At 63.2% G+C, this 11,939-nt stretch carries 17 protein-coding genes; 12 read left to right on the top strand and 5 right to left on the bottom strand.

The features are described 5' to 3' along the window. Positions 1-85: 85 nt before the first annotated feature. Both ACFSDX_RS06845 and ACFSDX_RS06850 read right to left on the bottom strand, forming a co-directional pair. A complete protein-coding gene (locus ACFSDX_RS06845; RefSeq protein WP_382312516.1) occupies positions 86-1,198 on the bottom strand; it encodes a glycoside hydrolase family 43 protein in 1,113 nt (370 codons plus the stop codon). Between the two features lie 325 nt (positions 1,199-1,523). Next, on the bottom strand, positions 1,524-2,276 hold the full coding sequence (locus tag ACFSDX_RS06850; RefSeq protein ID WP_382312517.1) for an SDR family oxidoreductase: 753 nt from the start codon (positions 2,274-2,276) through the stop codon (positions 1,524-1,526). 101 nt (positions 2,277-2,377) lie between these two features. Between ACFSDX_RS06850 and ACFSDX_RS06855 the strand changes: the two genes are divergently transcribed. Beyond that, positions 2,378-2,902, top strand: coding sequence for a GNAT family N-acetyltransferase (locus tag ACFSDX_RS06855; protein ID WP_382312518.1), 525 nt, complete (start codon positions 2,378-2,380; stop codon positions 2,900-2,902). 90 nt (positions 2,903-2,992) lie between these two features. Here the strand turns inward: ACFSDX_RS06855 and ACFSDX_RS06860 are convergent, their stop codons facing one another. Beyond that, positions 2,993-3,613, bottom strand: coding sequence for a thioredoxin family protein (locus tag ACFSDX_RS06860; RefSeq protein ID WP_382312519.1), 621 nt, complete (start codon positions 3,611-3,613; stop codon positions 2,993-2,995). Positions 3,614-3,705: 92 nt separating this feature from the next. Between ACFSDX_RS06860 and ACFSDX_RS06865 the strand changes: the two genes are divergently transcribed. From ACFSDX_RS06865 to ACFSDX_RS06915, 11 genes are all read left to right on the top strand, one after another. After that, a complete protein-coding gene (locus ACFSDX_RS06865) occupies positions 3,706-4,050 on the top strand; it encodes a hypothetical protein (RefSeq protein ID WP_382312520.1) in 345 nt (114 codons plus the stop codon). A gap of 139 nt (positions 4,051-4,189) precedes the next feature. Then, on the top strand, positions 4,190-4,480 hold the full coding sequence (locus ACFSDX_RS06870) for a hypothetical protein (protein ID WP_382312521.1): 291 nt from the start codon (positions 4,190-4,192) through the stop codon (positions 4,478-4,480). Between the two features lie 142 nt (positions 4,481-4,622). Continuing rightward, a complete protein-coding gene (locus ACFSDX_RS06875; RefSeq protein ID WP_382312522.1) occupies positions 4,623-5,582 on the top strand; it encodes an MBL fold metallo-hydrolase in 960 nt (319 codons plus the stop codon). 200 nt (positions 5,583-5,782) lie between these two features. After that, a complete protein-coding gene (locus ACFSDX_RS06880; RefSeq protein ID WP_382312523.1) occupies positions 5,783-6,211 on the top strand; it encodes a hypothetical protein in 429 nt (142 codons plus the stop codon). 202 nt (positions 6,212-6,413) lie between these two features. Then, positions 6,414-7,148: a YebC/PmpR family DNA-binding transcriptional regulator gene (locus tag ACFSDX_RS06885; protein ID WP_382312524.1), complete on the top strand. Its 735-nt coding sequence runs from the start codon at positions 6,414-6,416 to the stop codon at positions 7,146-7,148. Positions 7,149-7,333: 185 nt separating this feature from the next. Next, positions 7,334-7,789: a hypothetical protein gene (locus ACFSDX_RS06890; RefSeq protein ID WP_382312525.1), complete on the top strand. Its 456-nt coding sequence runs from the start codon at positions 7,334-7,336 to the stop codon at positions 7,787-7,789. Between the two features lie 120 nt (positions 7,790-7,909). Next, positions 7,910-9,271 carry a M20/M25/M40 family metallo-hydrolase gene (locus tag ACFSDX_RS06895; protein WP_382312526.1) on the top strand — a complete coding sequence of 454 codons (1,362 nt, stop codon included), beginning with the start codon at positions 7,910-7,912 and terminating at the stop codon, positions 9,269-9,271. A 41-nt stretch (positions 9,272-9,312) separates the two neighbouring features. After that, positions 9,313-9,558: a DUF433 domain-containing protein gene (locus ACFSDX_RS06900; protein WP_382312527.1), complete on the top strand. Its 246-nt coding sequence runs from the start codon at positions 9,313-9,315 to the stop codon at positions 9,556-9,558. Then, positions 9,555-9,902: a DUF5615 family PIN-like protein gene (locus ACFSDX_RS06905; RefSeq protein ID WP_382312528.1), complete on the top strand. Its 348-nt coding sequence runs from the start codon at positions 9,555-9,557 to the stop codon at positions 9,900-9,902. The genes ACFSDX_RS06900 and ACFSDX_RS06905 overlap by 4 nt, the downstream gene beginning before the upstream one ends. Positions 9,903-9,917: 15 nt before the next feature. After that, entirely contained in the window at positions 9,918-10,334 is a 417-nt protein-coding gene (locus ACFSDX_RS06910; protein WP_382312529.1) for a DUF1810 domain-containing protein, read from the top strand. Between the two features lie 54 nt (positions 10,335-10,388). Beyond that, positions 10,389-10,943 (top strand): 2'-5' RNA ligase family protein, encoded by a 555-nt coding sequence (locus ACFSDX_RS06915; RefSeq protein WP_382312530.1) that lies wholly within the window; start codon positions 10,389-10,391, stop codon positions 10,941-10,943. Between the two features lie 90 nt (positions 10,944-11,033). Here the strand turns inward: ACFSDX_RS06915 and ACFSDX_RS06920 are convergent, their stop codons facing one another. Continuing rightward, the gene (locus ACFSDX_RS06920; protein ID WP_382312531.1) at positions 11,034-11,411 is read right to left on the bottom strand and encodes a hypothetical protein; all 378 of its coding nucleotides are present in this window, start codon (positions 11,409-11,411) and stop codon (positions 11,034-11,036) included. Between the two features lie 136 nt (positions 11,412-11,547). Beyond that, a complete protein-coding gene (locus ACFSDX_RS06925) occupies positions 11,548-11,928 on the bottom strand; it encodes a hypothetical protein (RefSeq protein WP_382312533.1) in 381 nt (126 codons plus the stop codon). Positions 11,929-11,939: the final 11 nt, after the last annotated feature.

The following is an 11,939-nucleotide window of genomic DNA, read 5'->3' on the forward strand; positions in this document are numbered from 1 at the left end:
TCGTTGGATGAAGTGGTAAAGATGCTTCGACAAGCTGCATGACGGACGTGTTTAGCTTCAGCTAACCCGCGAAAAAACTTGATACCTAGGGCGTAATAGTCACGATGCTGCCGTCGGGGTTGCGCTTGAGCTCGGTTACTTTTACGTTGCGCAGCCAGGTTTTGCCGCTGAGCTCAGTGTCGTGGTAGAAAATGTACCACTTGCTCTTCACCTCCACGATGGAGTGGTGGGTCGTCCAGCCCTCCACGGGCTTCATAATCACACCTTTATAGGTAAACGGGCCGGCCGGCGACGTGCCCACGGCGTACACCAGCAGGTGCGTATCGCCGGTCGAGTACGAGAAATAGTACTTACCCTGGTACTTGTGCATCCAGCCGCCCTCGAAGAAGCGGTGCTTATTGTCCTTGGCCAGCAAGGGCTTACCTAGGGAGTCGAGAATGGTAATTTCCTTGACCGGGCCGGCAAACTCCTTCATGTCGGGCGTGAGTTGGGCCACGCGGGCGCCCACGGCGGGCTCGTCGCCATCGGGCTTTTTCTCGGGCGCCTGGGCATTGTATTTGCCAGTGGCCCAGCGCTGGAGCTGGCCGCCCCAGAGGCCTCCAAAGTACATGTAGGCCTTGCCATCGGTATCGGTAAACACGGCCGGGTCGATGCTGAAGCTGCCCGCAATCGGCTTAGGCTCAGCCTTAAATGGGCCGGTGGGCGACTTGCTGGTGGCCACCCCCATGCGGAACACGTCCTGCTTGTCCTTCACCGGAAAGTAGAGGTAGTAGGTGCCGTTTTTGAAGGCCGCATCGGGTGCCCACAGCTGCCGGCCGGCCCACGGAATGTCCTTGGTATCGAGGGCCACGCCGTGGTCGGTGACCTTGCCGCCGATGCTGTCCATCGACAGAATGTGGTAGTCGCGCATGGCGAAGTGGTCGCCATTATCATTCTCCGCAATGCCCGCCTCCACGTCGTGCGAGGGGTAGATGTAGATTTTGCCGTTGAAAACGTGCGCCGACGGGTCGGCGGTGTAGATGCTGCTAATCAGCGGCTTGCTGAGGTATTTGGGCTTGGCGCCAGCCGAGTCGGCTTTGGCCTCAGCGGTAGCGGCGGCGGTGCCGGCTTGCTTGTCGGATTGGCCTTGGCAGGCGGCCAGCAGCAGGGGCGCGGCCAGCAGCAGGGCCGGGCGGGCAGGAGAGAATTTGCGGGACATGGTGGGAAAGCAAAAAACGTTTGATGCGCAATCTACACGCTAGTTTTTTGCCCTGCCTATCGGTTTCGTTATGATAGGCTGGCCCGGTTTAAAGCCCCCGCCGCGGGTTCGTTTGGCGGTTTTTTGGCTCGCGGCGGGGACCTAGGGCGGGCTGCGTTTGGCCGGGGCAGAGCCGCTAGCAAGCCGGATTACTTGGCTGGTACACTTATCCTTGAAATAGATTAAAACACGGTCGCCATGCTGATTTTGCCGAAGCATCTTGGTCGCTTCGGCAAAATCAGCATGACAACCGTGTTTTAATCTATAATGAGTGAAAATCTATTTATCAATTGCGCGGGGCATTCATTTGCTTAAACCGGGCATCGATATCAGCGCGCGAGCCCAGCCGAATGCTCTCCGAGGTGCCGTAGCCAACTTCCTCTTCGCCGGCCGCCAGGCGCGCCACGATGCTGTCGGCAAACTCATCGACGGGCACGGCCCAGGTGTGCAGGCCCGGCCCGCCGAGGTCGGTATTGACGCCGGGCGGCACTATTTCGAGCACCCGCACGCCGGTAGCGGCCAGTTGCTGGCGCAAAGACAGCGTGAACGAGTGCAGCGCCGCTTTGGTGGCGCTGTAGATGGGCGCCGCGGCCATCGGCGCAAACGCCAACCCCGACGACACGTTGATAATCGCGGCGCTGGCTTGCTGGCGCAGGTGCGGCAGCAGCAAGGCGCTCAGGTGAATGGGCGCCTCCAGGTTAATGGCGATTTCTTGGCGCTGCGCCTCCCAGGCGGCCAGGTCGGGGCCCAGGTCAGCTACCTGAAAGCGGTTTTGGATGCCGGCATTGTTGATGAGCACGTTGAGGGCCGGAAAGTCGGCCGCCACGCGCCGGGCCAGCTCGGCGCGGTCGGCGGCCTGCCCTAGGTCAGTTTCGTAAATGTGCAGGCCGGGCACCTGCTGCTGGGCTTCGCGCAGCTTGGCGGCCCGCCGCCCGCAGATGATGACTTCGCTGCCCGCTTGGCGCAGGCGCTGGGCCAGGGCCAGCCCGATGCCGGAGGCGCCGCCGGTGAGCAGCACGGTGTTGTTGCTGAGGTTCATGTGAAATTACTAGGTGAGATGAGCCGCCGCGCGGCCGGCTCTACAACGAGCGGCCGCCGCCTTGGTTGAGTGTTAGTGCGCCCCCACCCTATTTTTACCGCGTGTTTTCGACCCCTTCTCTCGGCCCGGCCACGGCGGCCGACGTGCCCGCGCTGGCCGCCCTCATCAACCGCGCCTACCGTGGCGAAGCCTCGCGCCAGGGCTGGACCACCGAGGACCACTTGCTCGACGGGCCGCGCATCGGCGAGGCGGCGCTGCGCGAGATGCTGAGCGCGCCCCCGGCCACGCTGCTTACCTACCGGGCGGCCAGCGGCAGCCTCACAGGCTGCGTGTATTTGCAGCCGCAGGGCGCCCAGCTCTACCTAGGTACGCTGGCCGTGGCCCCCGAGGCCCAGGCGCAGGGCGTGGGCCGCCAGCTGCTGGCCGCGGCCGAAAGCTACGCCCGCCAACACGGCTGCACCACCCTGAAAATTACCGTACTATCAGCCCGGCCCGAGCTGCTGGCCTGGTACGAGCGCCACGGCTACGTGCGCACCGGCACGGCCGAGCCGTTTCCGGCCACCACCGCTTTTGGCCAGCCCAAGCAGCCGCTCACGCTGCTTGAGCTGACCAAAATGGTAGCCTAGGGGCCGGTTCTTCTTTATCTAAAATTAGTTATCTCTGCGAGCAGGGTGCGCATCAAGCAAGAACTACGCTTTTCAACACAGCCTGGGTAGCTAGCGCAGGCCCTGCACCAGCGCCAGCAGCTCGGCCTGGGTGCTCTGGGTGCGGTCGTGGGCGTACCAGGTGTGCAGCTCCCGAATGAAGTCGTCGTGGGGCATGCCCTCGGCTTTGAGGCGCTGCACCAGCGCGCGGGCCAGCGCCGGGCGCGGGCCCCAGTGCGTGATTTCGGTTAGCGTAGCGGGGTCGAGCACCACCAGCTTGGGAATGGCGCGGCTACCGCCCGTAAGGTACTGGTCGATGAGGGCGGGGTGCTCGTCACGCAGCACGTAGCGCGTGCTGATGTGGCCCTGGCTGGCCTGCGCCACGGCCTCCAATACGGGCACGATTTGGGCGGCGTCGCCGCACCAGCCTTCAGTGATAACCAGCCAGCAATAGTTGCCCTGAAGGCCGGCCGCCGCGGCCGCTAGGTCGGGTTGCAGCTTCACCGTTTTGTCGAGGCGGTGCATACGCTGCACATTCAGGGCCGTGAACTCGGTGAGCTGGGCCGACTGCTCAGGGCCGGTGGTTTTGCCCTCGGCCAGCAGCTCGTCGATGAGCTGGCGGTAGGCGGCGTAGGTGTAGGCCGCCGCGAAGTGCTCGGGGCTCAGCACGGGGGTAGCAGGGAGAGTTGGCATAGCTAACGTAACAAGTTTTGGAGGTGCAACAACGAAATGGGCAGTTTGGATAACCGCTACCACGCCACGGCGGCCGCCGCTAGCTTTGCGGCATGACTAAATTTCTTTTTCCCCTGCTCGCCCTGGGTGCCGGGTTGCTGGCCAGCTGCCAGCCCACGGCCACTACCACCAGCACCCCGCCCCCGGCCGAGGCGACGGCCGCCCCGGCCCCTGGCCCCGCCCCCACCGAAGCCAGCGCCCGCGCGGCCGTGGCGCGCCACATCCAGACGCTGCCCAACGCCGCACTGTACGTGCCCGACTCGGCCCGCGTGAACGACAACGAGGCCAGCTGGCAAGTGCTGGTGCCCCGCACCGACTGGGCCGGCCGCATGCCCAACCGCGCCCGCTTCGAGGTAGACAAGCAGACCGGCCAGGTGAGCAGCCAGCCGGTAAAATAACCTTGGCCGCCCGGGGTGGCCGCCCCGAAAAAAGCGCCCCTAGGGCCGCTGCCCGGCCCCCACGCCAGCCCCAGGGGCCGTATACCGCGCAGCTAGCGGCCCCAGCCAGCCAGCTACTCAACTTCATCCGCTATTGATTATGAGCACGCAAAAAGACGTCAAACCAGCCTGGTACGGCCTCGCCGCCGTGGCCCTGGGCACGGGCATATTTTTTCTGGCCACCAACAAAGGCCGGCTTTTCAAGAAAGGTACCGCTAGCCTAAAAGCCCTCCTAGGCGGCGCAGCGGCCCCCGCAACCGCTGCCGAGCCTGGGCTCGTGCCCGGCGGCAGCCGCACGGCCGGCCGCACCCTCACCCCCGCCAATGGCCACGTGCGTGATGTGCAGGCCACCGACCCGGCCGAGCCCAAAACCAGCAGCAACACGCCCTAAGGCGGCGTGCACGGCCCGCAGTGGGTGAGAAGATGAGGCGGCAAGAAGGCGGCTGGATAGCGCGCAAACTGAGTACGCACCCCAGCTTGCAGTTATCACGTATGCCTGCTAATTCACCACTCACTATTTTACCATCTCACCAATGGACCAACTAGCCGCGGGCGTGCACCAGCTCCGCATCAAGCGCTTCGTAAACGTGTACTTTGTCGAGGCCGGCAACGACGACGAGTGGGTACTCATCGACACCGGCCTGCCGGGCTCGGAGAAGGAAATTCAGGCGGCCGCCGCCGAATTATTTGGCCCCGGCGCCCGGCCGCAGGCCATCATCCTGACCCACGGCCACCTCGACCACATGGGCTCGGCCAAGGAGCTGGCGGCGGCCTGGCAGGTGCCCGTTATCGTGCACCCGCTGGAGCTGCCCTACGTCACCAACAAGGCCAAGTACCCGCCCCGCGACCCCACTGTGGGCGGCACGCTGGCCTTTATGAGCCGGTTTTTCCCCACTGACCTGCCCGACCTGACCAGCGTGGTCGAAGCCCTGAACACCGACGACCCGAACCCGCCCTTCCTGGCCAGCTGGCGCTGGGTGCACGTGCCGGGCCACGCGCCGGGCCAAATCGCCTTCTTCCGCGAAGCCGACCACACGCTCATCGGCGCCGATGCTTTTGCTACCACCGACCACGAATCGGTACCGAGCGTACTGCTGGGCATCCCCAAAATCAGCGTGGCCGGCGCGCCCTTCAACTACGACTGGACGCAGTGCCGCGAGTCGGTGCAGAAGCTGGCCGACCTGGAGCCCCGCCACATCGGCTGCGGCCACGGCCCCGTGCTCACGGGCCTACAAGCCATGGTAGACCTGCGGCACCTGGCCAACGAATACCCGCTGCCCGCCCAGGGTCGCTACATACACGAGCCCGCCCGCGTCGATGCCAGCGGCGTCGAGCACCTGCCCCCACCCGCCGAGGACAAGCTGCCCAAGCAAGCCGCCGCCGTGGGCCTGGGCCTGCTGCTGGCCGGCGCCGGCTGGCTGCTGGTGGGCGGCCGCCGCAAAAAGCGCCGCGCCAAAACCTACGCGACGGCGCAAGGCAATCAGGAGTGGTAAATGGGACAGAGCGTTTGTCCTTGCGAACGCAGCGCAGCAACCGCACCCGTTGAGCGTGGTCGTTCTGGTGCGATTGCTGCGCTGCGCTCGCAAGGACAAACGCTCCGTCCCTAGCTGCTCACCTTAGTTAAGAATCGACCTAGGTGCGCCGCGGCCCCATCTTTGTGATGCGGGCGGCGGCGTACTTATTTTTTGTCCTCATGACTACTCGATTGCTGGCGCTGGCCCTGCTGGTGCCGCCGGGGCCCAAGCTGCCCGCCACCTTCTACACCACCTACAGCTACACGGCCTATACCGTGTACGACCACACTACCGACGAGCCGCCCACCGAGGTGCAGGGCGTAGGCGGCACGCTGGCCCTACGTGCCGATGGCACCTACGACAAGCGCCTGAGCCTGCTGGTGGGCAGCAGCGGCCCGCGCTACTTTACCCAGCGCGGCCGCTTCTCAACCAAAGGCGATAGCATTTATTTCAAATTCAGCGACCTGAAGGGGCCCGACGTGCAGCGCGGCACCTTCCGCTACGTGCCCCAAACGCGGCGGCTCACCATCAGCATCGCGGGCTACCCGCCCGGCAACCAGGGCATATACGAGCTGGTGGCGGCCCCTAGGGCGGCCGCAGGCAAGTAGCGCGCACTTTATAATGCGCGCTTGGCCGCAGGCACCCAAGTAAAGGCGAACTGCAAGAGTCGCGCTATGGTGCGGTGGCAAGCGCAGCTACGCCCTTTGCCCACCCCCAAGCGGCGGTTGTAACTTGCGCTCACAATCAGCCTCGCCTACCCACCCGCCCCGCGAGCTGATAATTGCTCATTGTTAATTGATAATTGAAAAGATGGGACGCGCATTTGAATTTCGGAAAGGCCGCAAAATGAAGCGGTGGGACCGGATGTCGAAAGACTTTACCCGCATTGGCAAGGAAATCGTGATGGCCGTGAAAGAAGGCGGCCCCAACCCCGACTCCAACGCCCGCCTGCGCACCGCCATCCAAAACGGCAAGGGCGTGAACATGCCCAAGGACCGCGTGGACGCCGCCATTAAGCGCGCCAGCAGCCGCGAAGAGAAAGATTACCAAGAGGTGGTGTACGAAGGCTACGGCCCCCACGGCGTGGCCATCGTGGTCGAAACCGCCACCGACAACCCCACCCGCACCGTGAGCAACGTGCGCCTCTACTTCAACCGCAACAGCGGCGCCCTAGGCACGGCCGGCAGCTCCGACTACACCTTCACCCGCAAGGGCGTATTTAAGCTGGCGGCCGAAGGCCTCGACCGCGACGAGCTGGAGCTGGAGCTCATCGACGTGGGCGCCGAGGACGTGTACGAAACCACTGAGGAAGACGAGCACGGCGGCGAGCACCACTACATCGTGGTCGAAACGGCCTTCACCGACTTTGGCCAGATGCAGCAGGCCCTAGGTACCAAAGGCGCCAACGTGGTGAGCGCCACCCTCCAGCGCGTGCCCAACACCACCGTGTCGCTCAACGATGAGCAGGCCGAGGAAGTCGAAAAACTCATCGACAAGCTAGAGGAGGACGAAGACGTGCAGGCCGTGTACCACACCATGGGCTAAAGCTGCGCGGACTTTGTAGTCCGCGACCCCGCCAGAACAGACGCGGACTACAAAGTCCGCGCAACGACAAACGCCGCCAGCCTTTTTTGACTGGCGGCGTTTGTCGTTTGGGTGTAATTAGCTGAGAATATTCGCTATATATGCGCTAAAATAACCCCACCGCTTCGCGTAAACCCTCTTTGCTCATGGCTGCCAACTTCTTAGACCCTAGCGAGAACAAGGCCCTCATCAGCCGTTTCTTCCTTCTAATGCCCGACGCCCCGCGCCGCTGGGGCACCATGACGGCCGGCCAAATGCTGGTGCACTGCGCCGACCAGCTGCGCGTGAGCCGCGGCGAAAAGCGCGTGACCTCGCTGTGGATACCGGGCTTTCTTAAATCCCTGCTGAAGAAGCGGTTTATCACCCAGTTCAAAGGGTTTAAGCCGGGCATGAAAACGCTGCGCGAGCTCGACGCCCGCCGCGGCATGACCGCGCCCGTGGGCTTTGCCGCCGACCACGCCACGCTTATTCGCCTTTTGTCGCCGGCTGGCTATGGCCCCGGCGGCCTCGACCACCCGCTGTTTGGGCATTTGTCGGCGCAGGAATTTGGGGAAATAACCTGGCAGCACCTCGACCACCACCTGCGGCAGTTTGGCGTCTGACCACTAGCGATTGAAAAACCACGCGTGGCTCCGGCGCAACTTCCCTAGGTTGCTTCACGCCATTAATAATGCCGCTAGTCTAATCGGACTAGCGGCATTTGTTGTTTCTTGCGATTACTTATGAAAATTCTACCACTACTTTCCTGCCTGCTCCCGTTTGCGGCGCTGGCTCAGCCTTCCGCCCCGCAGCCGGCCACCGACGCTAACATTCAGCGCCTAGTCAACGAGATTTCGGCCAAAAACCTGGAGGCCGACGTGCGCAAGATGGTGAGCTTCGGCACCCGCCACACGCTCAGCGATACGCAGAGCAAAACCAAGGGTATCGGCGCGGCGCGGGTTTGGGTGTTTAATGAGTTCAAGAAGTACAGCAAGGCCGGCGGCGGGCGCATGGTCGTCGAGATGGACACTTTCCTGATGAAGCCCGACGGCAAGCGCGTGGACAAGCTCACGCCGATGGCCAACGTGCTGGCCACCATCCCCGGCACCGACCCTACCGACAAGCGCGTGCTGCTGATGAGCGGCCACCTCGACTCTAGGGTCACCGACGTGATGAACCGCACCGCCGACGCGCCCGGCGCCAACGACGACGCTTCGGGCGTGGCCGCCGTGATGGAAGTAGCCCGCGTGCTGGCCGGCCAGAAGTTTCCGTGCACCATCAAGCTCGTGGCCGTGCAGGGCGAAGAGCAGGGCCTCCTAGGGGCCGCCCACCTGGCCCAGCGCGCCAAGCGCGAGGGCTGGAACATCGTGGGCGTGCTCAACAACGACATCGTGGGCAACTCGAAGGGCTACGACCCCGAAATCACGGATACGCTGCACCTGCGCGTGTTCAGCGAGGGCGTGCCGGCCAACGAGACGCCCGAGCAGGCGCGCGCCCGCCGCCAGCTCAGCAACGAAAATGACGCGCCCAGCCGCCAGCTCGCCCGCTACGCCCAAACCACCGCCCAGCGCTACGTGGGCGCCAACGGCTACACCGTGCTGCTCGAATACCGCCCCGACCGCTTCCTACGCGGCGGCGACCACACGCCCTTCAACCAGCTGGGCTACGCAGCCGTGCGCTTCACCGAAACCAACGAAAACTTCAACCACCAGCACCAGGACCTACGCACCGAAAACGGCATCGTATACGGCGACCTGCCCGAGTTTGTGGACTACCGCTACCTGCGCCGCACCGCTCAGGTCAACCTCGCCACGCTGGCCAACCTGGCCCTAGCCCCCGCCGCCCCGGTGAAGGTAGAAGTCCTCACCGCCAAGCTCACCAACCGCACCGAGCTGCGCTGGCAGGCCCCGCAGGGCGGCCCCGCCCCCGCCGGCTACGTTGTGCTGGTGCGCGAAACCAGCGCCCCGCAGTGGCAGCAGCGCTTCCCCGTTTCGGGCACCACCGCCGACCTAGGCATTAGCAAAGACAACTACATCTTCGGCGTGGTGAGCGTGGATGCGGCGGGGCACGAAAGCACGCCCGTACTGCCGGTAGTGGGGCGGTAAAATTGCGCTACTACCGGCAAGCGTTTTATCTTTACCAAGCTATGCAAAGCCCCACCCCGCTCCTCGACCGCATCACTACCGACCCCCGTATTCTGGCTGGCAAGCCGGTGGTGCGGGGTCTGCGCATTTCGGTAGAGCAACTGCTGAAAGCCCTCGCGGCGGGCCAGACCGAAGCCGACCTATTAGCCGAATATCCCGAATTAGAGTTGGCCGATTTTCGGGCCGTTCTACTATTTGCGGCCGATGCTGTGCAAGGGCAACGGGTATATCGCTTGGGCGTCGGATGAAATTTATCATCGACGTAGGGGTAGGCCGCAGCGTAGAAGTGCAGTTAGCCGCCGATGGCTACGAAGTGCTGCCCGTGCGCGACCGCGACCCGCACATGGCCGACCGGGAAATTCTGAGTTGGGCCGTGCAGGAGCAGGCGATTGTGGTGACGATGGACAAAGACTTTGGCGACCTCATCTGGAAGGAGCGCCTGCCCCACGCTGGGGTAGTTTTGCTGCGAATGGAAGACGCTACCGGCCCAGAACGGGCCGACGCTATGCGTCGTATCGCGCGCGATTTTAGCTCGGAGTTGCCTCATCATTTTACTGTTTTCAAAAACGACCGGCTGCGCATTAGCCGCTAGGCTAGTTCAACTATTATGAGCAACCTCCAGCGCTTTCTCGACGCGCAAGCCACTGACTACGCCCAGGCGCTGGCCGAAATAAAAGCCGGCCGCAAGCGCAGCCACTGGATGTGGTACGTTTTTCCACAAATTCAGGGCCTGGGGTTTAGCGAAACGGCGCGGTTCTACGGCATCCAGGACCTGGCCGAGGCCACGGCTTACCTCCAGCACCCGGTGCTGGGCACGCGGCTGGTGGCCATCTGCGAGGCGCTGCTGCCGCTGCCAGGCAGCAATGCCACCAGCATTATGGGCAGCCCCGACGATATGAAGCTTCGCTCGTCGATGACGCTGTTTGCGGCGGTGCCGGGGGCGGCGCCGGTTTTTCAGGCGGTGCTGGCAAAGTTTTTTGGGGGCGGGCAGGATGACAAAACGCTGCGGCTGCTCGGCCAGTAGCCCTGACGCGCTGAGCATTCTCGTTTTTCGCACAACCCGTTGCTGCCCCACTCTATGCTCCCGCTCTACCTGGTGGCCGTGCTGCCGCCCGAGCCCGTACTGGCCGAAACCTGGGCCCTGAAGCAGGAAGTGCACCGCCTCACTGGCAGCCGCAATGCCGTGCGCCTGCCGCCGCACATTACGCTGCTGCCGCCCTTCCGAGCGCCCGTGGCCTTCGAAGCGGAGTGCCTGGCGGCGCTGGCCGCATTTGCCGCCACCGAGCCGGCTTTCGAGGTGGCGCTGGATGGCTTTGCGTGGTTTGGCGACCGCACGCTGTTTGTGCGCGTGGCGGGGGCCGAGGCCTTGCAGGCCTTCCACGCGCGGCTGCGCGGCTGGTGCGCCACCCACCTGCCGCAGGTGCCAGCTGAGAACCGCCCGTACACGCCCCACCTCACGCTGGCCACCCGCGACTTGCCGCCAACGCAGGTGCCCGAACTGCGCCAGCTTTTTGCCGGGCGCGCCTACGCGGCGGCGTTTGCCGTGGCCGGGCTCACGCTGTTTCGGCACGATGGGCAGCAGTGGCAGCCCCGGCCCACTTTGGCCCTAGGTGGGACCGCGCCGGTTAACTAACTACTGAGTAAATAGCCCCTAAACGACAGCGAGCTTCCCCGCAATGGAGAAGCTCGCTGTCGTTTAGGGTGTTTGGTTGAGAGGTTGGGCTTACTTAAGCAGGTCGGCCTGGGCGCGCACTACTTCGCGGGCAATGGCGAGGTTGGTGTCGCGGGAGTTCACCACGAGGTAGATAAACTTCTTGCCATCGTTCACAATCTTCAGCAGGTGCAGCTGGCTGTTGAGGGTGATGAGAATGTCGTCGATGGTTTCGCCTTGCAGCTTCAGGGCCTGAATGGCTTTCTGCTTCTGCTTCACCACTTCGGTGTTGTAGGCAGCGGCGGTGTCGGGGTTAATCGACGAGTTGGAGTGCGAGGCCAGGCTCATGCCCGAGCTGATGTCAACCACGGCTATGGCCAGCAGGCCGGGCAGGTCGTTGATGATGTTTTGGACGGCTTGGCCGGCGGGAATAGAAACGTTGTAAGCCATGAGTACGAAGAATAAAAAAGCTGTGGTGAGGCGAATTGAGTCAGCAACCCGCCGATGATAAAAAGTATAGTTTATTTCGTTATTTACTAGCAACCAATAGGATATGCAGTCTTAACTTATAGCAACCTAGGGTCAATTAATTGAGCAGCTCGGCGCCCTGGCGCATCACGTCGCGGGCAATGGCGAGGTTGGTATCGCGGGAGCTAGCCACGAGGTAGATGAACTTCTTACCGTCGGCCGAGAGCTTGATGAGGTGCATCTGGTTGGTGAGCGTCATCAGAATATCCTCGATTTTTTCGTCCTGCAGCTTGAGGGCCGTCATGGCCTTTTGCTTTTGCTTCACCACCTCAGTGTTGTAGGCTGCGGCGGTTTCGGGATTGAGGCTGGCCACGTTGGAGTGCGAAGCCAGGGCCATACCCGACTGAATGTCTACCACGGCCACGGCCATCAGGGTAGGCAGCGAATCAATGATTTCTTGGACAGCTTTGCCAGCCGGTGAGTTAATAGAGTAAGCCATTTTTTGCAGAA

This window comes from Hymenobacter bucti (assembly GCF_042681145.1).
Taxonomy (GTDB): domain Bacteria; phylum Bacteroidota; class Bacteroidia; order Cytophagales; family Hymenobacteraceae; genus Hymenobacter; species Hymenobacter bucti.

What these genes read in the sequence shown, in the direction of transcription:
- ACFSDX_RS06845 (WP_382312516.1), bottom strand. Translation starts at nt 1,198, where the DNA reads ATGTCCCGCAAATTCTCTCCTGCCCGCCCGGCCCTGCTGCTGGCCGCG.
- ACFSDX_RS06850 (WP_382312517.1), bottom strand. Translation starts at nt 2,276, where the DNA reads ATGAACCTCAGCAACAACACCGTGCTGCTCACCGGCGGCGCCTCCGGC.
- ACFSDX_RS06860 (WP_382312519.1), bottom strand. Translation starts at nt 3,613, where the DNA reads ATGCCAACTCTCCCTGCTACCCCCGTGCTGAGCCCCGAGCACTTCGCG.
- ACFSDX_RS06865 (WP_382312520.1), top strand. Translation starts at nt 3,706, where the DNA reads ATGACTAAATTTCTTTTTCCCCTGCTCGCCCTGGGTGCCGGGTTGCTG.
- ACFSDX_RS06870 (WP_382312521.1), top strand. Translation starts at nt 4,190, where the DNA reads ATGAGCACGCAAAAAGACGTCAAACCAGCCTGGTACGGCCTCGCCGCC.
- ACFSDX_RS06875 (WP_382312522.1), top strand. Translation starts at nt 4,623, where the DNA reads ATGGACCAACTAGCCGCGGGCGTGCACCAGCTCCGCATCAAGCGCTTC.
- ACFSDX_RS06880 (WP_382312523.1), top strand. Translation starts at nt 5,783, where the DNA reads ATGACTACTCGATTGCTGGCGCTGGCCCTGCTGGTGCCGCCGGGGCCC.
- ACFSDX_RS06885 (WP_382312524.1), top strand. Translation starts at nt 6,414, where the DNA reads ATGGGACGCGCATTTGAATTTCGGAAAGGCCGCAAAATGAAGCGGTGG.
- ACFSDX_RS06890 (WP_382312525.1), top strand. Translation starts at nt 7,334, where the DNA reads ATGGCTGCCAACTTCTTAGACCCTAGCGAGAACAAGGCCCTCATCAGC.
- ACFSDX_RS06895 (WP_382312526.1), top strand. Translation starts at nt 7,910, where the DNA reads ATGAAAATTCTACCACTACTTTCCTGCCTGCTCCCGTTTGCGGCGCTG.
- ACFSDX_RS06900 (WP_382312527.1), top strand. Translation starts at nt 9,313, where the DNA reads ATGCAAAGCCCCACCCCGCTCCTCGACCGCATCACTACCGACCCCCGT.
- ACFSDX_RS06905 (WP_382312528.1), top strand. Translation starts at nt 9,555, where the DNA reads ATGAAATTTATCATCGACGTAGGGGTAGGCCGCAGCGTAGAAGTGCAG.
- ACFSDX_RS06910 (WP_382312529.1), top strand. Translation starts at nt 9,918, where the DNA reads ATGAGCAACCTCCAGCGCTTTCTCGACGCGCAAGCCACTGACTACGCC.
- ACFSDX_RS06915 (WP_382312530.1), top strand. Translation starts at nt 10,389, where the DNA reads ATGCTCCCGCTCTACCTGGTGGCCGTGCTGCCGCCCGAGCCCGTACTG.
- ACFSDX_RS06920 (WP_382312531.1), bottom strand. Translation starts at nt 11,411, where the DNA reads ATGGCTTACAACGTTTCTATTCCCGCCGGCCAAGCCGTCCAAAACATC.
- ACFSDX_RS06925 (WP_382312533.1), bottom strand. Translation starts at nt 11,928, where the DNA reads ATGGCTTACTCTATTAACTCACCGGCTGGCAAAGCTGTCCAAGAAATC.